Below are 22,499 nucleotides of genomic sequence, written 5' to 3' on the forward strand. Positions count from 1 at the left end.
TTCAGAGGTCGGCAGTGAGGGAATCTTCTAGGACGCGGAATGCGCTCACGGGCGCTCCGCCGATCACGAATCAGGTGATGTCATGACAACGACGTCGACCCCGAAGGGCGACATCGTCCCGGTCGGTCCGTACGACGGGCGCTGGAACGGCGTCGTCGGCCGGTTGCCGGCTCGCCTGCGCGGGCCGGTGGCTGAGGCCGGCGGCATGGTCCAGCTCCTCGGCCGGATCCTGAAGAGCGCGATCACCCAGCCGCGCGGGTACTGGGGTGCGGTGGTCGACGACATGTACCTGACCATCAAGCAGGCCTGGATCCCGATCGTGGCCGGCGTCTTCGGCTTCCTGATCTTCATGTCGATCCTCACCGTGCAGTTCTTCGACATGGCCGGCGCCTCGCAGCTCTTCGGGCCGCTGCTCTTCCTGCAGTCGATGCGCACCTTCACCATGTGGATCAACTCGATGGTGGTGGCCGGGGTGATCGGCACCGCGCTCACCGCGGACGTCGGCGCCCGCAAGGTCCGCGAGGAGATCGACGCGATGATGGTGATGGGCATCGACCCGGTACGCGATCTGGCCGTGCCGCGGGTGCTCTCGATCACCTTCATCACCACGCTGCTCGCGGTGCCGTCGCTGCTGGTGACGATCTTCTCGATGCAGATCGGCGCCCGCTACGTGGCCGGCATGCCGTCGGCGCACTTCTACAGCAACCTCTTCTCCAACGTCTCGCCGGTCGACATCCTCTCGGTGCTCTTCAACAGCGTGCTGGTCGGCCTGCTGATCGGCTCGATCTGCTGCTACAAGGGCTTCACCGCCTCCGGTGGCGCGATCGGCCTGGGCCGCGGCGTGAACCAGGCAGTGGTTCTCTCCTTCGTCTCGGTGTGGATCCTGCAACTCGCCTACAACGCCCTGCTGTTGGGCTTCTTCCCGGAACTGGGGGCCTTCCGATGACCGACATCCTCAACCAGCCCGGTGCCGAGGCGGCCGCTGTGCCGCCGGCACCGACCGAGGCGCCGGCGGCCTCGCCGTGGGTGCGCCGGATGGAGAGCACCGGCGACTTCGTCGAGTTCGCGCTGACCACCTTCAAGGAGATCCCCACCGCGATCCGGCTCTACCCGTCGGAGATCATGCGGCACTGCGGCGCGATGATCCGCTCCAACGCGGTCGTGGTCATCTTCATGCTCTTCATGATGGGTGCGGTGATGGGCCTGACCGCCCACTTCCTGTTCTCCAACATCGGCATCGACTCCTACATCGCAGCGGTCAACTCGGTGGCCGGCGTGCGCGGCATCTGCCAGGTCGTCTTCGGCTGGATCATCGCGGCCAAGCTGGGCTGCGGCATCGTCGCCGAGCTCGGCGCGATGCGGATCAGCGAGGAGATCGACGCCCTCGAGGTGATGGGCATCCGGGCGATCCCGTTCCTGGCCAGCACCCGCGTGGTGGCAGCGGTGATCGTCCTGCCCGCCCTCTTCGTGGTCGGTCTGCTGGTCAACTTCTGGGCCGGCTGGCTCTTCAACGTGGAGCTCCTGGCCACCGTCTCATCGGGCGGATTCGACTACTTCCTCTACCTGTTCCAGAACATCCGCGACTTCACCATCGCGATGGCCTGGGCCGCGATCCTCGGCCTGATCATCGTCGTCGTCGCCTGCTACTTCGGGTACACCGCCAGCGGCGGTCCGGTCGGCGTGGGCCGCAACACCGCGCAGTCGATGCTCGTCAACCTCGTGCTGGTCAGCGTGATCGGGATGATGCTGGTGCAGCTCTTCTACGGCAACGACCCCAACGCCCCCATCGGCAACTGACCCCCACGACCCTGTCGGAGGAGAGCTCATGAGCACCACAGACCTTGCTGCCCCCATGCCCGGCGGCAGCCACGCGGCCCCGGCCCCGGCGCCGGCGCACACCGTCGAGGTGCGCGACGTGCACAAGCGCTTCGGCCCCTCGCAGATCCTGAACGGCCTGACCGTCGACTTCAAGGACAACGCGATCACCACGGTGCTCGGCCCCTCGGGCACCGGCAAGTCCGTGTTGCTCAAGCACATCGTCGGGCTGCTCGAGCCCGACCAGGGCGAGATCCGGGTCTTCGGCCAGAACATCTGGCAGGTCTCCGAGATCGAGCGCTACGAGCTGCGCAAGCGGTTCGGCGTGCTCTTCCAGGACGGCGCGCTCTTCGGCTCCATGAACATCTACGACAACGTCGCCTTCCCGCTGCGCAAGCACACCGACAAGTCCGAGCGGGAGATCCGCGAGATCGTCATGGACAACCTGCGTGAGGTCGGCCTGGAGGCGGCGATCCACAAGGCTCCCAACGAGATCTCCGGCGGCATGCGCAAGCGCGCCGGCTTCGCCCGTGCTCTGGTGCTCAAGCCGGACGTCGTGCTCTTCGACGAGCCCGACTCCGGGCTCGACCCGGTCCGCACGAAGCTGCTCTCGCAGCTGATCTCCGAGGTGCACGCCGAGCATGGCGGCACCTACATCGTGATCACCCACGACATCCCCACCGCCCGCACCGTGAGCGACTACGTGGCGGTGATCTGGAAGGGCAAGATGGTGCACTACGGCGACGCCGACGGTGCCTTCAACTCCACCGATCCGTTCGTGCGACAGTTCCTCGCCGGTGCTGCCGACGGTCCGTTGGGGATGGACTGACGATGGCCGTCTCGAACCTGTTCTCGCGGCCGGTGACCCGGCTGCTGATCGTCGCTGCTGCGCTCGCGCTGGTGCTCACCTTCGCGCTCAAGCTGGTCGGCGGCAACGACCCGTACACCGTGAAGTTCCTGATGCCGCTGGCCGACAAGACGTTCGTCGGCGCCAAGGTCACCGTCAACGGCGAGCAGGTCGGCTCGATCAGCGACCTCGGCGTGCGTGACGGTATGGCGGTGGTCACCGCCGAGATCGACGAGGAGCACGCCCCGCTGCCGGCCGGGACCCAGGGCCGGGTCCGCTGGGAGTCGGTGCTGGGCGCCCGCACCCTGGAGATCATCCCGGGCGAGTCCGGCAACGCGGACCTGCCCAGCGGCCACCTGCTGACCAGCAACGTCGAGGGTGCCGAGCTCGACGATCTGCTGGCCATGCTGGACGCCCCGACCCGCAAGAAGCTGCAGTCGCTGGTCGCCAGCCTCGCCACCACGGTGGACGGCAAGGAGAAGCGCCTCAACACCACGCTGCAGGAGGCCGGCCCCACGATCCAGGCGCTGGGCGAGGTCGCCCGCGCCGTCGGCGAGGACGGCCCGGCGATCAAGAAGCTGGTCAGCCAGCTGCGCGGCGTGACCAGCACGATGGCGGCCAAGGACGACGAGCTCTCCGCGTCGGTCGCCCAGCTCAACGTCCTGATGAGCGCGGTCGCGGCCGAGCAGGAGAGCCTGCAGGCGACGCTGACCAAGCTGCCGGGCACCCTCGACGTGGCCACCCGGACGCTGGGCGCCGTCGAGTCGCCGGTCGAGTCGGCCCGGGAGCTGCTGCGCGACCTGCAGCCCGCCACCCGCCAGCTCCCGGCGCTGGCCAAGGACCTCAAGCCGGCCCTCGCCGACGCCAAGCCTGCACTCGCCGACCTGACGCCGATCCTCCGCTCGGCCGATCAGCTGCTCACCGACACGCCGGCGTTGGCATCGGGCCTGCGCGACCTGCTGCCCACCACGGACGCGGCGCTGACCCAGGCGAACCCGATGGTCGACTTCCTACGCCCCTACACCCCCGAGGTGGCCGGCTGGATGAGCAACTGGACCGCGACCTTCGGCAACCGCAACCGGATGGGCAACTACGCCCGGGCGCTGATCACCGCTTCGGTCTCCAGCGTCGCCGACGCCCTCCCGGGCGTCCCGCCGGGGATGGGCCAGAACCCGCGCCCGGGGCCCGGCTCGCTGAACGCCTGGAACAGCAAGTCCCTGCTCAATTGGACCGACGCGAACGGTGAGGAGATCCAGTGAGCGCGTTGCAGAACATCGACAAGCGGGTGTCCTTGATCGTCGGGCTGCTGCTGGTGCTCGTCGTGGCCGGTGCGGTCGTCGTCGCCCGCAGTGGTGAGCAGAGCACGCCCAGCATCGCCGGACACTTCGTCGACGCCAGCCCCTTGGAGGTCGGCAGCGAGGTCCGCGCCTACGGCGTCAAGGTCGGCGAGGTGAAGTCGATCGACCTGGTCGACGGGAACGCTCGCGTGGTCCTCGACGTCGACGACGAGGTCCTTCCCCTGCACGAGGACGCCGAGATGAAGATCCGGCCGATCAACCTCCTCGGTGAGAACTTCGTCGAGCTCACCCCGGGCAGCGCCGACAAGCCGGCGCTGCGCGGCGACCTCCCGGTCGAGCGGACCGAGACGGTGGTCACCCTGCAGGCGGTGCTCGACACCTTCGACGACCCGACCTCGGCAGGCCTCGCGGCGCTGGTCTCCGAGCTCGGCAACGGCGTCGCCGGGAACGGCGAGGAGCTGGCCGGGGTGCTCAAGGCGCTCAGCCCGACGATGGCCGGCATCGACCAGCTCGGCGACGTGCTGCGCGAGCAGAACGACGTCCTGGACTCCCTGGTCACCACCGCCGACCCGGTGGCCCGTGCGGTCGCCGGTCAGGACGGGAAGCGGGTGGAGAGGCTGGTCGAGCAGGCGCATCTGATGCTGAGTGCGCTGTCGGCCGAGCGCGAGGGGCTGGAGCAGACCATCGCCCAGCTGCCGGGGGCGATCAAGGAGGCGCAGACCACCCTGGGGTCCCTCGACACCGTGGCCGCCTCGTTGGCGCCCACCCTGAAGAAGGCCCGCCCGGTCACCGACGATCTCGAGGAGATCAGTGGCGAGATCACCGAGTTCTCGCGCTACGCGACGCCGGCCTTCAACTCGTTCGACGAGGTCTTCGCCCACGCCGACGAGCTGATCGCGGAGGCGGCCCCGGCCGTCCGCCAGCTGCGTGCGGCCGGCCCCGAGCTTCGCCGCGGGAGCCGCAGCCTCAAGGTCGCCGGCGACCAGGTGCTCACCGAGGAGCCGCTGGGCAACCTGATGGCCTTCGTGCGCAAGTGGGCGCTGAGCACCAACAGCCGTGACAACATCTCGCACTACTTCCGGGGTCTCTTCCACATCACGCCGGCCGCGTTGAACAACCTGCTCGGTGCCACGGTGATCCCCGAGGTGCTCACGCCGGCGCCGAGCAACGACGGCAACAGCACGCCGGACCAGGTGCTGCCAGGCATCCCCGGCCTCGACCTGGGGGCGCTGGGCGACGTGCTCTCGCCGGAGAACGACATCCTCGGCGGCGTGCTCGGCCAGCTGCTCGGCGGCGTCACGAAGGCGCCGTCGCAGAAGGGCGCGCAGAAGTCGCCGAGTGCGACCGGCCTGACCGACCAGCAGGAGCAGAACCTGCTCGGACTTCTCCTCGGAGGTGGCAAGTGAACGGGCGCGCGCATCGCGACGAGGTCCGCAAGACCTTCATCGGCGTGGTCACCATCCTGGGTGGCTTGGTGATCGCCTACATCGGCATCACCGTGCAGGGCGGCGGCAAGCTGCCGCTGCGCGACTACACCACCGTCACCGCGCAGTTCGAGGACGCCGGCACCCTCAAGCCCGCGCAGAAGGTGACCCAGAACGGCATCCGGGTCGGCCAGATCGTCGAGATCGAGGTCGGCGATGCGGGCGCCGAGGTCACCATGCGGCTCGACGGCGAGCGCGACATCTACCGCGACGCCACCGCCCGGATCGGCAACGAGTCGGCGCTGGGCAAGAAGTTCATCGACCTGGACCCGGGCACCAAGGAGTCCGGTGAGCTGGGCGATGCGGTGATCCCCAGTGAGCAGACCGACTCCGCCTCCGGGCTCGACGACGTCTTCGCGCCCTTCGAGCCGAAGGCCCGCCAGGGCCTGCAGACGGCGCTGAGCCAGGTCGGGGGCGGCTTCTCCGGCCATGCCGGCGACCTCAACGACGTGCTCGGGCGCGGTCCGCAGCTGCTCGCGAAGGGGGAGACGGTGGTCGACACCCTGGCTGCTCCGCAGACCAACCTCGACGACCTGCTGGTCACCGCCGACAGCCTGGCGGCGCAGTTCGCCGACCGCTCCGACACGCTGGCGACGCTGATGGACGAGGCGTCGGTGACCCTGGAGGCCGTCAACGTCGACGACACCGCTCCGCTGCGGGCCACCGTCGCCCAGCTGCCCGAGGTGCTGAGGACCGCGCAGACGGGGCTGAAGGCGATCAACCCGCCGTTGACCCGGACCGCCGCAGCGGTACGCGAGCTCGCCCCCGGCGTCGACGAGCTGGTCGCCGCGACCCCCGACCTGCGGGGCTTCCTCACCGAGTCGCCGCCGGTCGCACGCACGGTCGTGGAGTTCACCGAGGACGCCGAGCGGCCGCTGGAGGAGCTGGTCCCCGCGATCCGCGATCTGCGCCCGGTGGTCGCCCGCGCCCAGCGCACCCTGACCTACGCGGACCCGTTGCTGGCAACGCTGATGCCGTACTGGGCCGACGTCGCCGGGATGGTCGCACAGCACGACCTGCTCAGCGGCCACTACTCGCCCGACAAGCACTACTTCAGCGCCCAGCTGACCATGCCGGGCATCTACAACGTGACCCTGCCCGACCCGCTGGCCGACGTGAATCCGTACCCGGGACCGGGCAACGCGTTCAAGAAGCCCGGACGCTGAGGAGAGGCGAGAAGATGGCAAGGAACATCCTCAGGGCGGGATCGCCCCGGGCCCGCAAGGGCGTCGCCCTGGTCGTGGTCGCCACGGCCGTGATCGCCGGCCTGGCCTTCAAGAACTCGATCAAGGTCGCCGTCCGCGGCGGCGAGACGGTGCAGGCGGAGTTCGCCCAGAGCTACGGCCTGGTCGACGGCGTCACCAAGGTCAAGGTGGCCGGCCTCCAGGTCGGTGTGGTCACCGACGTCGAGACCACCGACTCCGGCACCGCGCTGGTCTCGATGAAGATCGACGACGAGGTGATGGAGTCGCTGGGCTCGAAGCCGAGCGCACGCGTCGTCCCGCTCACCCTGCTCGGTGGCCAGTACTCCGTGGAGCTGCACCGCGGTGGCAACGGCTCCTTCGACGGCGAGCGGATCGACGTCACGCGCACCTCGATGCCGGTCGAGCTCGACCGGGTGATGGAGGCGCTGCCGGCCGACACCCGCAAGGCCACCCAGCGCCTGCTGGGCAACACCGACAAGGCGCTGAAGAAGGGCGGCTCCGAAGGACTGCGCGACCTGGTCGACGTGGCGCCGGCGGTGCTGCCGCCGGCCGGGACCCTGCTGGAGTCGCTCCAGGGCGAGAACCCCGGCAACGACCTGCCGTCCATCGTCACCGACCTGCAGGCGGCCGCCGACGTGCTGGTGGCGCGCGACGAGAAGCTGGCCCAGACGCTGGCGGGTCTGGACACCACCACCGCGGCTCTCGCCGCCCGGCGCACCGAGCTCGCGGCGACCCTCCAGGAGCTGCCCACCGCGCTGACCGCGGCCGACCGTGGCCTCGAGCAGCTGCACGGCACGCTCACCCTGCTGGACGAGTCGACCGCCAAGCTGAAGCCCTCGGTCAAGGAGATCGCTCCGCTGCTCGACGAGCTGAGCCCGACCATCGCCGAGGCGCGGCCCGTGCTGCGCCAGCTCCCCGCGATCACCACCGACGTCCGGGCCGTGCTGAACCAGTTGGTGCCCGCCGTCCCGGTCGCGACCGGCATCGTCGACGACGTCCGCGGCCCGGTGATCGAGCGGATCGAGGGCCCGATCCTCGACAAGCTCGGCAAGACCTGGCACGGCAAGGACGAGTACAAGCACAGCGGCGGCGGCGTCCAGGCGGAGAACAAGTTCTATGAGGAGATCGCCTACATGGTCACCAACCTCAACCGCTCGGTGATGTCGAAGGACGCGCAGGGCAGCGTCCTGCACTTCCAGGCCGGTGCCGGCCTCTCCTCGATCCAGCCGCTCGCGCTGGACGAGATGCTGGCCGGGCTGCTGCCGCAGCTGAAGGGAGCGCAGGACTGATGGGAACCTCATTCAGCACGCTCGCCGAGCGGGTGCGCAACACCCCGGGCCTGGGCCGCGACGTGCTCGCACTCGGCATCTGCGTGGCGCTGGGCATCGCCTGCTCTCTCTACATCCTCGGCAAGCAGGACGTCAGCGCGCCGTGGACGGACAAGTTCACCTTCAGCGCGGAGTTCGACAAGGCGCCCGCGGTGCGACCCGAGGCCATGCAGGAGGTGCGCATCGCCGGGGTGAAGGTCGGCCGGATCACCGCCGCCGAGCCCACCGAGAACGGCAACGCGAAGGTCGAGTTCAGCATCGACCCCGAGCAGCGGGTGTACAGCAACGCCCGCGTGGTGATCCGCACCAAGTCCCCGCTGAACGTCATGTACGCGACCCTGGACCCGGGCGGTCCGCCGGCGGCGCCGCTGCCGGAGGGCGCCACCATCCCGATCACCCAGACGGATCGGGCGATCCAGCCCAACGAGCTGCTGGACAAGCTCGACGAGAAGGCACGCACCGGTCTGACCGCGCTGCTCAACGAGGCGGACATCGCCCTCGCTGACGACGCCGCCGCACTCGGTGAGGGCCTCGACTCGACCCGGCTGGCGATGCAGAGCTTCCAGCCGGTCCTGGAGCAGCTGCAGACCCGGCGCGCGAACATCCGCCGCCTGGTCACCTCGTTCTCCTCGATCGCCGAGGCGGTCGGTGACGACCGGGCCCGCCTGGTCGCGCTGACCGAGGACTCCCACGCCACCTTGACGGCGCTGGCAGGCAAGGACCAGGAGCTGGAGGCCACCTTGGCCCGGCTGCCCGGCTTCACCGCCGACCTCCGCTCCTCGATGAAGAGCGTGGACGCGCTTTCCACCGAGCTCGACCCCACCCTGGTCTCGCTGACCGAGGCGTCGGAGGAGCTGCCGGACGCGCTCGGCGACCTGACCGGCTCGGTGCGCGCCATCCGCCGCTTCGTCGACGGCGCCGCCCCGGTGGTGGACGCCGCCGGACCGGTGGTCACCGACCTGCGCCCGCTCTCCGGCGACGTCCGTGCGGCGCTGGTCAACCTGGCCCCGGTCGCGGACCTGCTCCCGGCGGCGACGCAGCGCCTGGTGCCCTGGATGGAGGACCTGGCCGGGTTCGTCTACAACACCTCGTCCTCCTTCAGCCTCTACGACGCCAACGGCGGCATGGGACGCGCCGTCGTCAACGTGGACCTGACCAACCCGCTCGGTGGCCTGCAGGACGAGGGCATCGAGGGATACGGAGCCAAGCGATGAGCGAGACCCTGGGCAAGCGGCCGCTGGCGCCGCGGATCACCGTGCTGAGCATCGTGGTGCTCTGCATCGTCGGCTTCATCTACCTGTGGAACGGGACCGGAGGCCCGACGCCGGGCCTGGCCGGGCCGTACCGGGTCAGCTTCGCCGCGGACGACATCAAGAACCTGCGTCCGGCCGGCGACGTCCGGATCGCCGGGGTGCTGGTCGGGCGCGTCACCGAGCAGCGCAACGAGGACGGCAAGGCCGTCGTCGACCTGGAGATCGACGACGAGTTCGCCCCGCTGCACGAGGGAGCCACCGTCCGGGTCGGGATGAAGTCCGTGATCGGCCAGTCCTACGTGGCGATCGTGGACGGCACCGGCAAGGAGCTCGACGGCGGCACCACGCTCTCCGGTGCGTCGGTGATCGACCCGGTCGACATCGACGAGGTGGTCGGCACCTTCGACGCGCCGACCAAGAAGGCGCTGGCCGGCTTGTTGGGCTCGCTCGACCCGGCCACCGCGAACACCGCCGAGGACATCGACGCCCTGCTGGCCGGCGTCGGGATGATCGGTCGCGAGGGGTACACCGCCGTCGACGCGATCGCCGCCCAGAGCAAGGACCTGACCGCGCTGGTCAACGAGTCCACCAAGATCCTGGCGGCGCTCAACACCGGGCGCGACCAGCTCGGCTCGCTGGTGAGCAACGCGCAGCGCCTCACCCACGCGACCGCCGGACAGTCGGAGAACCTGGAGGCCTCGGTGCGCAAGCTGCCCGGCCTGGTGAACGCCGCGGGACGGGCCACCGGCACGTTGGACGGGCTGGCCACCGACCTCAGCCCGGTGGCCGCCGACCTCGACCGGTCCGCGGAGCCGTTGAGCGCCGCGCTGGCCGACCTGCCGCCGATCACTACCAGCCTGCGCAGCCTGCTGGAGCCGATGGACAGCTCCCTGGGTCGCTCGCAGAGCACGCTGGAGCAGGTGCCGGCGCTGGCGTCGATGGTCAGCGACATCGCTCCCGACGTCGACACCCTGCTCGCCAACGCCAACCCGATGGTCCAGTACCTGGCGCCCTACGGCGTCGACATCGGCTCGTTCTTCGGCAACTTCGGCGGCACCTTCGACCTGCCCCTGGAGAACGGGGTCAAGGCGGTCCGGCTGGCGCCGCTGTTCAGCGCCTACACGGTGCGCAACAACCCGCTGAACCTGATGGCGATCGACCCGCTGCACTGGAACAACCCGTATCCGGCGCCGATGACCGCCGACAAGCCGGGCCCCGGCAGCGGGGTCTATCCCAAGATCGAGAAGGAAAAGTAGGAGTGACGGTTCGTTCCACCCTCCGCCAGCCGGCGGCCCTGGCCCGGGTACTGCTCGTCGTAGCAGTGCTCGGGCTGGTCGGCCTCGGGCTGAGCCGGGCGGAGATCGACACCGGCATCTCCTCGTTCGTGCCGAACGACGACGACTCCTATGCCGCGACCGAGCAGCGCGACCAGGACTTCGGGGCGGATCCGATCGTGGTGCTGCTGCACGGCAGCGGCAAGGACGGACTGCTGATCGACGGTGAGCAGCTCCGCCGCCTGGTCGGGCTGGAGGGCGAGCTCGCCCAGCTGCCGGACGTCGCCGTCGTCTACGGGCCGGGCACGGTCCTCAACCAGACCGCCAAGTCGGTGCGCAACGTGATCCTGCAGATCAGCGGGGCCCGCGACAGCATCGAGAACTCCGCCCGTGCCCAGGCCAAGGCGGAGGGACTGAGCGGTGCCGCTCGCGCCAAGCGGGTGGACGCCGCAGTGGCCGAGTTCGACGAGCGCTACGGGGCGCTGGTGGCCCAGGCGATGCCGATGGGCCTGCCCAGCCTGTCGAACAGCAAGTTCGTGGCCTCGGTGCTCTTCGGCGACGACGGCGAGCCGCGCTCGGAATGGCGCTTCCTCGCGCCGACGGCCAAGTCGGCGACCCTGCTCATCCGGCCCCGTGCCGGACTCGACCAGGCCGGCACCCGGCAGCTGGTGGGGCGGGTCACCGAGACCGTGGACGCCGCCGGGCTGGAGACCCGCGACCCGGTCGTGACCGGTCTGCCGGTGGTCACCTCGGCGGTCGCCGAACGCGCCACCGACGAGGCCCCGCGCCTGGGACTGCTGGCGATCGGCGCGGTCGCCGCGGTGCTGTTCCTGATGCCGTGGACCCGACGGCGCCGCGACCGGCTGCGCCCGTTGGTCGTCGTCGCGCTGGGCACCGCCACCACGCTCGCGCTCTTCGGCGCGCTGGGGCGCCCGATGTCGCTGGGCGTGATCGCCTTCCTGCCGATCGTGCTCGGCATCGGCTCGGACTTCCCGATCTATCTGGCCCGGGGAACGTCTCGTCGCACCGTGCTCTCGGCGGCGGCCGGGGCCGCGTTGGCCTTCGCCTGCCTGGCGCTGTCCCCGCTGCCCTTCGTGCGGGAGTTCGGCCTGGCGCTGGCCCTCGGCGTGGTCTGCACCCTGGCCTGGGGGCTGGTGCTGCTCGGGTGGCTGCGAGGCGCGGACACGGACTTGGACATGGACGCGGACGTGGACGGGGACGATCGGGGTCGGGCCGGTGCCGACCAGCGGGACGCTGCCCCGCCGCGCTCACGACCCTCGCGCCGGCTCACGGCCGGCCTCTGCCTGGCTGCCGCCGTGGCCGCCGTCGCGGGATGGATCGCGTTGCCCAGCCTCAGCATCGAGTCCCGCGCGGACCGGCTCGCGGCCGGCCTGCCCGAGCTCGAGGACGCCCGGACCGCGGAGCAGACGCTCGGCTTCGCCAGCGAGATCACCGTGGTGGTGCGCGGCAAGAGCGTGCTCACCCCCGAGGTGCTGGCCTGGGCGGCGGAGGCCGAGAGCGTGCTGCTCACCCGGCATGCCGACGTGCTGCGCCCGCTGCTCACCATGAACCGGCTGCTGGAGTTCCTCGGCGCCACGCCCACGCAGACCGAGATCGAGGCCGGCTCGGCCCTGTTGCCCAGCTATCTGCTCGAGGCCGTGATCGGCGACGGCGGCGAGGTCGGCGCGCTGACCTTCGGACTGGCCGTCGACGACGTCGCCGAGCAACGGCGTCTGGTCGAGGAGATCCGTGCCGAGCTGCCCGCCGCGCCGAAGGGCACCACCGTGGAGCTCGTCGGCCTGCCGGTGATCGCCGGCAGCGGTCTCGACGCGGTGAACGCGAGCCGGTGGACGATCGGCGTGGTCGGCATCGCGCTGGCGGCGATCGCGGTCGGCGTGGGCCTGCGCTCGCGCCGGATGGGCCTGCTGGTCGCCTGCTCCGCCGTGCTGGCAGCGGGGTGGGTCTATCTCGCGATCCTGCTCAGCGGCGCGAACCTGAACCCGCTCACCATGGCGGTCGCCGCGCTGGTCACCGTCACCGCCTGCGAGTTCACCGTGATGCTGGGCCACCCGCACGCGCAGGGCCGGCGACTGCAGCGGGCCGTCATCGTCGCGGTCTCCGCGGCGACCCTCGGCTACCTGGCCCTGACCCTGTCGGACCTGGCAGTGATCCGGTCCTTCGGCTGGGTGCTGGCCGGCGGCGTCCTCGCCTCCTGCGTGGCGTCCTGGCTGGTCACCACCGCCGCAGCCGTGCTGTGGCCGAGCTCCCAGAGGACCGGGGCGGCGGAGGCCGTCGGCACCGGCGAGCGGGCGATGGAGAAGAAGAAGCACGACGAACGAGAGGTAGTGCCGTGTTCGTGAATCGGTTGTCCACGCTCCGCTGGGAGCGCTTCGTGCCGCGTGGCGTGGCTCGCTGGGTGGTCCTCGCCGTGGTGATCGTGCTGGTCGCCGGAGCCGGCTTCGCGCTGACCCGTGGCGACGACGACGAGCTCGCCGACGGAGACGTGCTCCGGGTGGGCGACACCTCGGTCACCGCCGAGCAGCTCGACGACCGGATCGCTGCGCTGGAGGCCCTCTACGGCGTGACGCCACCACAGGAGAAGGAGGCCGCCGAGCGCTTCCGGCGCGACGCCGCGAAGTCCTACGTGATGGGGCTGGTCGTCGAGGCGGAGGCCGAGCGGCGCGACATCGTGATCGCCGAGAAGCAGTCCCGTGCCGAGCTGGGCAAGCTGATTGAGGAGCGGCTGGCCGGCGACCGTGCCGCCTTCACCCGGTTCCTCGGCGACGCCCAGATCACCGAGGAGATGGTGCTCGCCGAGATCGGCCGGACGCTGGCCACCAATCGTCTCTACGAGCAGGTGGTCGCCGACGTGGAGGACGCGACCCTGGAGCAGGCCCGCACCGAGTACGACGCGCGCCGCGACGAGATGAGCACGGCGGAGAAGCGTGCGCTCAGCAACATCGTGGTGGGCACCGAGGCCGAGGCGCAGGCGGTCCTCGCCGAGCTGGGCAAGGGCACCGACTTCGCCAAGGTCGCCGCCGCCACCTCGCAGGACACCAGCACCAGCGGCAAGGGCGGCGCGCTGGGCACGGTCGAGCAGGCCGACCTGGACCCCACCTACGCCGTCGCCGCGTTCGCCGCGCGCAAGGGCGAGCCGTTCGGCCCCACCGAGTCCGAGTTCGGCTGGAACGTCGGCGTGGTCACCAAGATCGTGCCGGGCACGCCGCTGAGCTTCGAGGAGGTCGCGCCGACCCTGATCGCCGCGCTCACCACCAAGGCCCAGAACGACGTGTGGCAACGGTTCCTGGCGGATCTGCTCGCCGACGCGGACGCCGTCTATGCCGACGACTATCAGCCCGAGAACCCCACCAGTGCGCCGTCCGAGGCCGTCGAGCCCGAGGGCGCCGACCCCGACCAGAAGGAAGACTGAGCCGTGGCCCACATCATCACCCGGGCGTGCTGCAACGATGCGGCCTGCGTTCCGGTGTGCCCGGTCAACTGCATCCACCCCACGCCGGACGAGCCCGACTATCTGACCGCGGAGATGCTCTACATCGACCCGGACTCCTGTGTGGACTGCGGTGCCTGCGTGGACGTCTGCCCCGTCGGCGCGATCCACGCCGACTACGACCTGCCCGACGAGTTCGCCCGCTTCGAGGCGATCAACGCCCGCTACTTCGCCACCCCCGAGCGTCGCGACTACCCGGCGGAGGCGCCCAGCGTGACCAAGCGGTCGTGGGCGCCCGAGCAGGGTGCCGAGCCGTTGCGGGTCGCGGTGATCGGCTCCGGGCCGGCCGCCTGCTACGCGGCCGAGGAGCTGCTCTCCCAGCGGGGTCTCGGGGTCCAGGTCGACCTCTTCGAGCGGCTGCCGGTGCCCTGGGGGCTGGTCCGCTTCGGCGTCGCCCCCGACCACCAGGACACCAAGGCCGCGAGCGCGCCGTTCCTGCGCACGCTGCGCCGCGCGGGCTGCCGGATCTTCCTCAACACCGAGGTGGGCAAGGACATCTCGCTCGCCACCCTGCGCGAGCAGTACCACGCGGTGATCGTCGCCTCGGGCGCCACCGGCGACCGTGCGCTGGGGGTCCCGGGGGAGGAGCTGGCCGGCAGTCACTCCGCCACTGAGTTCGTGGCTTGGTACAACGGCCATCCCGACTACGCCGAGCACAGCTTCGACCTCAGCGCGGAGCGGGCGGTGATCGTGGGCAACGGCAACGTCGCCCTCGACGTCGCCCGGGTGCTGGCCAGCGACCCCGACCGGCTGGCGCGCACCGACATCGCGGACCACGCGTTGGAGGCGTTGCGGCACAGCAAGGTGCGTGAGGTCGTGGTGCTGGCTCGGCGTGGCCCGTTGGAGGCGGCCTACACGATCAAGGAGCTGCTGGGACTGACCGAGATCCCCGACGTCGACCTGGTGGTGGACCCCGACGTGCTCAGCTCCCCGCAGGGGTGGGGCCGCGACGGCGATCCGGCGAGCTCGGTCGCCGTCCACAAGGTGGAGCTGCTGCGTGAGCTCAGCACCCCCGAGGCCGGCACCGAGCGCCGGATCGTGCTGCGCTTCCTCTCTTCGCCGGTGGCGGTGGAGGGAACCGATCGCGTGCAGGGGTTGACGATCGAGCGCAACGAGCTGGTCGAGAGCGACGGTCGCTGGGTGGCGCGACCGACCGGGGAGCGGGAGACGCTGGAGACCGGGCTGGTCCTGCGCTCGGTCGGCTACCGGGGCCGTGAGGTGGCCGGACTGCCGTTCGACGCCGAGCGCGGAGTGCTGCCCAACGACGGCGGCCAGGTGCTGGACGCCGACGGCGCGACGGTGCCGGGGGTCTTCACCACCGGCTGGATCAAGCGTGGCCCGTCGGGAGTGATCGGCTCCAACAAGCGCTGTGCGCGGGAGACCGTGTCGCGGCTGCTCGACGCCTGGGCGGCCGGGAGCCTGCCCACGCCGACGCGCGCGGACGACGTCACGGCGTTGCTGCCCGACCATGTCGACCTCGACGGGTGGAAGCGGATCGAGGCCCACGAGGTCAGCGAGGGCAAGGCGAGCAAGCGGCCCCGGGTGAAGCTGGTCGAGGTGGCGAGGATGTTGGAGGTGGCGCGCGGCTGACGCCGCGCGCCGGAGGAGGAGAAGAGGACACGTGGATCCCCGAACCCCGGTCCTGGTCGGTGGCGGCCAGTTGACCCTGCGTGATGAGCCCTTGGCGCCGACCGAGATGCTGGCCGAGGCGGTGCTCGCGGCGGCTGTCGACGCGGGGGCACCGTCGTTGGCTGCGGCTCTGGAGAGCATCCGGGTGCCGAAGATCCTGAGCTGGCGCTACCGCGACCCGGGTGCCCTGGTCGCCGAGCTGCTCGGTGCTGATCTGCGGCACTCGGTGTACACCGGCGACGGTGGCAGCCATTCGCAGGCGCTGGTCAACGAGGCCGCCGCGGACATCGCCGCCGGGCGCCTGGACGTGGTCGTGGTCGGCGGCGCGGAGGCATGGCGTAGCCGGATGGCGTTGAAGAAGCAGGGCCTGCGTCCGTCGTGGCCGAGCCAGGACGACGACGTCGTCAAGGCGGAGCATCGCCCGGGCGTGCCGATGTGGGACGACACCGAGATGCGGGCCGGCCTCGACCGCCCGGCCTACGTCTACCCGATCTTCGAACAGGCGCTGCGGATCGCGGCGGGGCGCAGCATGGCCGAGCACCGCGAGCACGTCGCTCGGCTGTGGTCGCGGTTCAGCGAGGTGGCGGCGGGCAACCCCTACGCCTGGTCGCCGAAGCGGCTGAGCGCCGAGGAGATCGCCACCGTGTCGCCGGGCAACCGGATGGTGGCCGCGCCGTATCCGAAGCTGATGAACTCGAACAACTTCGTCGACCAGGCCGCAGCCGTGATCGTCTGCTCGGTGGAGGCGGCGCGCCGGCACGGGGTGCCGGAGGACCGGTGGGTCTTCCTGCGTGCCGGCGCCGAGGCTGCGGACACCGCGCAGATCGCGGCGCGGGGCGCGCTGCACCGCTCGCCGGCGATCCGGCATGCCGCAGCCACCGCGCTCGCCCTGGCCGGCGTCGGCGTCGAGGAGCTGGGGCCGGTCGACCTCTACTCCTGCTTCCCGTCCGCGGTGCAGGTGGCGGCGGCCGAGATCGGTCTGCCGCTCGACGACCCGGAGCGCGACCTCACCATCACCGGCGGGCTGAGCTTCGCCGGCGGACCGTGGAACAACTACTCCACCCACGCCATCGCCGCGATGATCGGCGCGGTGCGCGAGACCGGCCGCCCCGGCCTGGTGACCGCCAACAGCGGCTACCTGACCAAGCACGCGATCGGCGTCTACGCGCCCTCACCGGCGGGTGCCGAGGGCTCTGCCGGGGCTGCGGGCTCAGGGGTCGGCACGGGCTCGGAACTGCGCTCCGGCTCGGCCTTCGCGGGCTCGGGCTCAGGCTCGGCCTTCGCGCGCGCGGGCTCGGGTCCCGGCTTCGTGCGCGCCGACGTCCAGGCCGCCGTCGACCGCGAGCCGACCACGCGGGTCACCGCGGCGGTCGCGGAGCCGAGCGACGGCGTCCTGGAGGCGTGGACGGTGGTCTACGACCGCGACGGCAACCCCGAGCAGGCGCTCGCCGCCGTCCGCCTGCCCGACGGCTCGCGCACCCTGGCCCGCTCCACCGACCCGGCCTATGCCGCCCACCTCGCCACCCACGAGGCCGAAGGCTCCGCCGTCACCGTCGCCCCAGACGCCACCCTCCGCCCCTGAACCCTGGAGATAGTCCCTGACGTTTTCGTGGTTTTCGGGGGGTCAAAACCACGAAAACGTCAGGGACTACCCCGAAAGCGTGACTGGTGGGGCGCGTGTGACCAGGGCCGGTGGGGCCGCTGGCTGTCCACAAGGTGGGTGGTGGACGTCACGTGAGACTTGGCCTGTGGGATTCTGTGAAACCTGTTCCAATGCAGGGACGACGTGGGGTGGGCGAGGGAGTGCCGGCCCCAGGTAAGACCAGGAAGCTTTTTTCGAGGAGAGAACATGCCCGAAGCAGTGATCGTCAGCGCCGTGCGTACCCCGATCGGTACCTCCTACAAGGGCACGCTGCGCGAGACGCTGGCCGAGGAGCTGGCGACCGTCGTCGTCGGCGAGGCGGTCAAGCGCTCCGGCCTGAACGCTGAGGACTTCGGCGACATCATCCTCGCCGAGTCGACCGCCGGTGGCGGCGACATCGCCCGCTACGCCGCCGTCGCCAACGGCATGATCCAGGTGCCCGGCCAGGCCGTGCAGCGTTGGTGCGCCGGCTCGCTGACCGCGATCGGCAACGCCGCCGCTCAGATCCGCTCGGGCATGGAGTCCGCGATCATCGCCGGTGGCACCCACTCCTACTCGACCTCGCCGGCGATGACCTCCAAGCTCGCCGACGGCTCGACCAAGGAGGGCATGCGCCCGTCCTTCCCGTACTACGAGACCGAGGAGTACGGGAAGGCCACCGACGACGTGCTCGTCAACGTGGGCTTCAACATCGCCAAGGAGCGCGGCATCACCCGCGAGGAGATGGACGCCTGGGCGTTCCGCTCGCACCAGCGCGCGATCGCCGCGATCGACGCCGGTCAGTTCCTGGACGAGATCGTCCCCGTCAAGGCTCGCCTCGAGGGCGAGATCGTCGACTTCTCCGTCGACGAGCACCCGCGTCGCGGCGGCTCGCTGGAGAAGCTTGCCGGCCTCAAGGGCGTGCGCGACATCGAGGGCTTCACCATCACCGCCGGCAACTCGTCGGGTGTCAACGATGCCGCCTCCGCGCTCGCGATCGTCAGCGACGAGCTCGCTGCCGAGCGTGGCCTCACCCCGCTGGCCCGGATCCGCGCCTGGGGCGCCGTCGGCGTGCAGCCGCACCTGTGTGGCGTCGGTGGCGTGGACGCCATCCCGCACGTCCTCAAGCGTGCCGGCCTGAGCGTCTCCGACGTCGACCTGTGGGAGATCAACGAGGCGTTCGCCTCGGTGCCGATCGCCGCGGTCAAGGAGCTGGGCATCGACGAGGAGAAGGTCAACCCGTGGGGCTCCGGCTGCTCGCTGGGCCACCCGATCTCCGCCTCCGGTGGCCGCATGGTCGCCACCCTCGCGCACGAGCTGAAGCGTCGTGGCGGCGGCATCGCCGTTGCGTCGATGTGTGCGGCCGGCGGCCAGGGCGGCGCCGTGGTCATCGAGGCGATCTGACCCTCGCAGTCTGCACGAAGCGGCGCCGTCCCGAATGGGACGGCGCCGCCTCTGTCTATGGCGCTGCGGCGCGGCGCTCAGCCGGCGAAGTTGGTCAGCAGGAGCTCGCTGTGTCGCTCGAGCTCCGGGACGGCGCGTTCCAGGATCTCCAGGCAGCCAGGGGTCTCTACATGCGGGGCGCAGGCCTCGACGAAGGCGGCGGGGAAGTCGGTGGCCAGCTCGACAGCTCGCCCAGCGAACCAGTCCGCGCTGACACCGATGGCCTGAGCGGCCTTGTCGAGCTGCTTGCGCCGGATCCGGGACGCATGGCGTTCGCCGCCGATCGAGACAGCGATGGAGCGGTCGGTGGTCGTGGGGTCGTAGATGAGTCCGGTCGCCAGGTCATAGAGAGGCGCGACGCTGATCGCCGACGGTGTGCGGAGGAGTGAGATGTTCTTCGCGTGCCCGTCCGGTGCGCCCGAGACCAGATTGATCAGCGCGAACTCGGCCAGTGCCTTCCGGTCGTCGACAAGGTCAGTCGACTCGCGCTTGAGGATGTTCGCCATGTCCCGCAGCCCCGGCCCTCCGTTGGTCTCGTACTTGCGCGCGGGAACGCGCCGACAGGCCTGCGCGAGGTCCTCTTGATGGATCCGCTCCACCTGGCGACCCTCGATCGCCCTGTCGTAGCGCGTGGAGACGATCGCCCACTGGTCGCCGAACCGCTGGAACGAACTCGGCGCGACGCCGATGCCGACGAGTCCGGCCGCGGTCAGTGTCAGGTGCTCGGCAAGGGCTTGGTGGTTGAGGTCTTTGATGCCTGGTTTGAGGATGTGCGTGGTCGCCGCGGCTCCTTGTGCGGAGAACCATTCCCCTTCCAGGTAGGCAAGCGCGAACTTCTCCTGCTGGCCCGCCAACGACCAGTGCTCACCCTTCATCGACCAGGAGGCGTTGTCTCCGGAGACGGCGCGCAACCGCTCTTCGATGTCGGTCTCGGAGACCGGCAGGTACGTGGCTTCCTCGCTGATGACCGTTGCGAGCTCGTCGGGAAGCACGAACTGGACGGCGCCCGGGCAATCCAGGCCCATCGCGCCGAGCAGCGCGAACCAGTCCTGGGAGTCGACGTCGAGCTGCGCGCCCCACGCGGTGAGGGCGCCTTGGTTCTCGGGGAGCAGGCCGAGGAAGAAGGGGGCGGTTCGTTCTGCCGTGTACTCCGTCGAGGTCAGCGGCAGGCTGGCGGAGAGCGCGAGGTCCGAGTCGGCGACGTACTGCGCTTCGTAGCTGAACCTCGGCGCCTCGGAGTCGCTTCGGCGGAGGTGTCCGACGAGCTGGCCGTGGAGCAGAACGCAGAGCTCATCCGCCCTCGCCATCGTCACTCTTCCTCGTGCTGTGGGCGGCCTGCTCGATGGCGCGTTGTGCTGTCCTGTTGAGCTTGGTGGTGTCGATGCTTGCCAGAGTCCTGCGCAGGGTCTCGGATCGTGGCCCGTCTCCTGCGGGCGCTGCGAAGCGAGCGAGTGCCGCATCGAGGCTGGACTGCATGGCGGCGACCCGGGCCGAGCTGTCCTGCGACGGCGCTGAAGGCGTCGGACCAGCAGGCTCGGTGCGTCCTGCGAGCTCGGTTGCGGGTGCTGCCTCGGCATCGGGCGCAGCGTGCTCCGGCGCCGACGGCGTGCTCTGCGGGGCGGACCTGGTGTCTTCGAGGCGCAGCGTCAGCTCAAGTGCCGAGAAGAGCCGAAGCAGCGGTTCCAGCTCGGCGCCCCGGTGTCCGGCCTCAACCCGTGCGAGCCACGATCGGGAGACGCCGGCCTGCGCTGCCGCATCCGCCTGGCTCAGGTTGCGCGCCTTGCGAGCATTGCGGACGACGGCCCCGAGCTTGGTCCAACTGCCGATGGTCGCCATGCCGAGCTCCTCCCGCTCCGTGCGTCGTCCTCGTTCGCAGACATTCTAGATTAGTCCTCGTTCGAGGGCAATTGATACTGTCCTTGTTCGCAGACACTGGATCGGCCTTCTCCTTCGAGAACGACAGCGGCCGGCGCCCGTCCCCTGGGGATGACTCGCGGCCCACGCAGATAGTCCCTGACGTTTTCGTGGTTTTCAGGCCCGAGAAACCACGAAAACGTCAGGGACTATCTCCTAGGAGCCCGCTGCAACCCCGGCCCGGGACGGTCCCAACCACCGGGCAGGGGTGAGTGGGGTTCCGGGACTCTGCCATCCTGCAAGGACGCCCCTGGTGATCGTCTGCGGACGATCGCCGACCTGTACTCGATGAGGAGACGCCCCGGATGACCGAGATCGACCTGAAGACCCAGACCATCGCCGTGCTGGGAGGCACCGGCCCGCAGGGTCGTGGCCTGGCCCGTCGCTTCGCCCAGGCCGGTCTGAACGTGGTCATCGGCAGCCGCGGCTCCGAGAAGGCCGAGGCCACCGCGGCCGAGCTGGCCGAGGCCACCGGCGGCACCGTCTCCGGTGCCGACAACGCCACCGCCGCCGCGCAGGGCGACATCGTCCTCGTCGTCGTCCCGTGGGACGGCCACGGCGAGCTCGTCGCCAGCCTCGCCGGCCAGCTCGCCGGCAAGATCGTCGTCGACTGCGTGAACCCGCTCGGCTTCGACAAGCAGGGCGCCTACGCGCTCGCCGTCGAGGAGGGCTCCGCCACCCAGCAGGCCGCTGCGCTGCTGCCGGAGAGCCGCGTCGTGGGTGCCTTCCACAACGTCTCCGCCGTCCTGCTGGAGAACCCCGAGGTCACCGACCTGGGCACCGACGTGCTGGTGCTGGGCGACGACCGCGAGGCCACCGACACCGTGCAGGCGCTCGCTGACACCATCCCCGGCGTCCGCGGCATCTACGGCGGCCGGCTGCGCAACGCGCACCAGGTGGAGGCGCTGACCGCCAACCTGATCAGCATGAACCGGCGCTACAAGGCACACGCGGGCGTGCGGATCACGGACGTTTGAGACACTGGGCGGCGTGATTGACGAGATTCGGGCCTGGGACATCGAAGTACGCGACCAGGTGATCAACCTGGTACGCGCCTGTCGCGAGGTCGACGGCAACTCGCCGCTCGACGAGGCGGCGGTACTGCGACTGAAGAACCGAGGGCTCACCGGATCTCGCCTGTGGCTGGCCGACCGGGCCGGCTTCGCGCTGCTCCATGACGGCGCACTCGACCTCGCGGTCGCTCCCGAGCACCGCGGCACCGGCCTGGGCGCCGCCCTCGCCGAGGTCGCGGTCGAGGAGACCCGCGCCGCCTGGTCGCACGGCGATCACCCGGCCGCTGCCCGCCTGGCGCAGCGGTTCGGGTTCGCCCGTGCCCGCGAGCTCTGGGTGATGCGGCGCCCGGTGGGCAACGAGCCCGCGCCGACCGGCGTCGAGATCCGCACCTACACCGACGCCGACCGCGACGAGCTGCTCCGGGTCAACGCCGAGGCGTTCGCCAGCCACCCGGAGCAGGGCGCGATGGACGCCGAGAACCTGGCCGAGCGGATGGCGGAGCCGTGGTTCGACCCGGCCGGCCTGCTGGTGGTCACCGAGGGCGATCGGATGCTCGGCTTCCACTGGACCAAGCAGCACAGCCCGGAGGTCGGCGAGGTCTACGTGGTCGCCACCGACCCGGCCGCGCGTGGCCGAGGTCTCGGCAAGGCGCTCACCATCGCCGGGCTGCGGCATCTGGCCGGCGTGCTGGACGACGACGGCGAGGTGATCCTCTACGTCGAGGGCGACAACGCCGCGGCGAAGGGCCTCTACATCTCGCTCGGCTTCACCCACGCGGACGCCGACACCCACGTCCAGTACCAGCGCTGACCTGGCGGGGCCTCGGCTACCGGGGCCTCGCAAGGCTCGGCCAACGAGGCAGCCTC

At 70.6% G+C, this 22,499-nt stretch carries 18 protein-coding genes; 16 read left to right on the forward strand and 2 right to left on the reverse strand.

What is annotated here, in order from left to right:
* The first annotated feature begins 82 nt into the window (after positions 1–82).
* The 14 genes from ABD151_RS18345 to ABD151_RS18410 all read left to right on the forward strand — a co-directional run bounded on the left by ABD151_RS18345 (position 83) and on the right by ABD151_RS18410 (position 18,666).
* Positions 83–946, forward strand: coding sequence for an MlaE family ABC transporter permease (locus ABD151_RS18345; protein WP_343996263.1), 864 nt, complete (start codon positions 83–85; stop codon positions 944–946).
* Positions 943–1,797 (forward strand): ABC transporter permease, encoded by an 855-nt coding sequence (locus tag ABD151_RS18350; RefSeq protein WP_343996264.1) that lies wholly within the window; start codon positions 943–945, stop codon positions 1,795–1,797. The genes ABD151_RS18345 and ABD151_RS18350 overlap by 4 nt, the downstream gene beginning before the upstream one ends.
* Before the next feature lie 28 nt (positions 1,798–1,825).
* A complete protein-coding gene (locus ABD151_RS18355) occupies positions 1,826–2,644 on the forward strand; it encodes an ABC transporter ATP-binding protein (RefSeq protein ID WP_343996265.1) in 819 nt (272 codons plus the stop codon).
* Between the two features lie 2 nt (positions 2,645–2,646).
* A complete protein-coding gene (locus tag ABD151_RS18360) occupies positions 2,647–3,921 on the forward strand; it encodes an MlaD family protein (RefSeq protein ID WP_343996266.1) in 1,275 nt (424 codons plus the stop codon).
* Positions 3,918–5,366, forward strand: coding sequence for an MlaD family protein (locus tag ABD151_RS18365; protein ID WP_343996267.1), 1,449 nt, complete (start codon positions 3,918–3,920; stop codon positions 5,364–5,366). The genes ABD151_RS18360 and ABD151_RS18365 overlap by 4 nt, the downstream gene beginning before the upstream one ends.
* The gene (locus ABD151_RS18370) at positions 5,363–6,610 is read left to right on the forward strand and encodes an MlaD family protein (protein ID WP_343996268.1); all 1,248 of its coding nucleotides are present in this window, start codon (positions 5,363–5,365) and stop codon (positions 6,608–6,610) included. The genes ABD151_RS18365 and ABD151_RS18370 overlap by 4 nt, the downstream gene beginning before the upstream one ends.
* A gap of 14 nt (positions 6,611–6,624) precedes the next feature.
* Positions 6,625–7,938, forward strand: a complete 1,314-nt coding sequence (locus tag ABD151_RS18375) for an MlaD family protein (RefSeq protein WP_343996269.1) — start codon at positions 6,625–6,627, stop codon at positions 7,936–7,938.
* Positions 7,938–9,191, forward strand: coding sequence for an MlaD family protein (locus ABD151_RS18380; protein ID WP_343996270.1), 1,254 nt, complete (start codon positions 7,938–7,940; stop codon positions 9,189–9,191). Before ABD151_RS18375 ends, ABD151_RS18380 begins: the two co-directional genes overlap by 1 nt.
* Positions 9,188–10,486, forward strand: coding sequence for an MlaD family protein (locus ABD151_RS18385; protein WP_343996271.1), 1,299 nt, complete (start codon positions 9,188–9,190; stop codon positions 10,484–10,486). The genes ABD151_RS18380 and ABD151_RS18385 overlap by 4 nt, the downstream gene beginning before the upstream one ends.
* A gap of 2 nt (positions 10,487–10,488) precedes the next feature.
* Positions 10,489–12,864: an RND transporter family protein gene (locus tag ABD151_RS18390; protein ID WP_343996272.1), complete on the forward strand. Its 2,376-nt coding sequence runs from the start codon at positions 10,489–10,491 to the stop codon at positions 12,862–12,864.
* Positions 12,861–13,934: a peptidyl-prolyl cis-trans isomerase gene (locus tag ABD151_RS18395; protein WP_343996273.1), complete on the forward strand. Its 1,074-nt coding sequence runs from the start codon at positions 12,861–12,863 to the stop codon at positions 13,932–13,934. Before ABD151_RS18390 ends, ABD151_RS18395 begins: the two co-directional genes overlap by 4 nt.
* A 3-nt stretch (positions 13,935–13,937) precedes the next feature.
* On the forward strand, positions 13,938–15,602 hold the full coding sequence (locus tag ABD151_RS18400; protein ID WP_343996275.1) for an FAD-dependent oxidoreductase: 1,665 nt from the start codon (positions 13,938–13,940) through the stop codon (positions 15,600–15,602).
* Between the two features lie 31 nt (positions 15,603–15,633).
* Entirely contained in the window at positions 15,634–17,223 is a 1,590-nt protein-coding gene (locus ABD151_RS18405; protein ID WP_343996276.1) for an acetyl-CoA acetyltransferase, read from the forward strand.
* Between the two features lie 267 nt (positions 17,224–17,490).
* Complete coding sequence (locus ABD151_RS18410; protein ID WP_343996277.1) at positions 17,491–18,666, forward strand: thiolase family protein; 1,176 nt, start codon at positions 17,491–17,493, stop codon at positions 18,664–18,666.
* A 77-nt stretch (positions 18,667–18,743) separates the two neighbouring features.
* Here the strand turns inward: ABD151_RS18410 and ABD151_RS18415 are convergent, their stop codons facing one another.
* Positions 18,744–20,012 (reverse strand): HipA domain-containing protein, encoded by a 1,269-nt coding sequence (locus ABD151_RS18415; protein WP_343996278.1) that lies wholly within the window; start codon positions 20,010–20,012, stop codon positions 18,744–18,746.
* Positions 19,996–20,541: a helix-turn-helix domain-containing protein gene (locus ABD151_RS18420; protein WP_343996280.1), complete on the reverse strand. Its 546-nt coding sequence runs from the start codon at positions 20,539–20,541 to the stop codon at positions 19,996–19,998. The genes ABD151_RS18415 and ABD151_RS18420 overlap by 17 nt, the downstream gene beginning before the upstream one ends.
* Positions 20,542–20,924: 383 nt before the next feature.
* On the opposite strand from ABD151_RS18420, the gene npdG reads away from it, so the two are divergent.
* Both npdG and mshD read left to right on the forward strand, forming a co-directional pair.
* On the forward strand, positions 20,925–21,596 hold the full coding sequence (gene npdG / locus ABD151_RS18425) for an NADPH-dependent F420 reductase (RefSeq protein ID WP_343996282.1): 672 nt from the start codon (positions 20,925–20,927) through the stop codon (positions 21,594–21,596).
* A 13-nt stretch (positions 21,597–21,609) separates the two neighbouring features.
* A complete protein-coding gene (mshD, locus tag ABD151_RS18430; protein ID WP_343996283.1) occupies positions 21,610–22,443 on the forward strand; it encodes a mycothiol synthase in 834 nt (277 codons plus the stop codon).
* Positions 22,444–22,499: the final 56 nt, after the last annotated feature.

It is taken from the genome of Nocardioides dubius, assembly GCF_039528155.1.
Classification (GTDB): domain Bacteria; phylum Actinomycetota; class Actinomycetes; order Propionibacteriales; family Nocardioidaceae; genus Nocardioides; species Nocardioides dubius.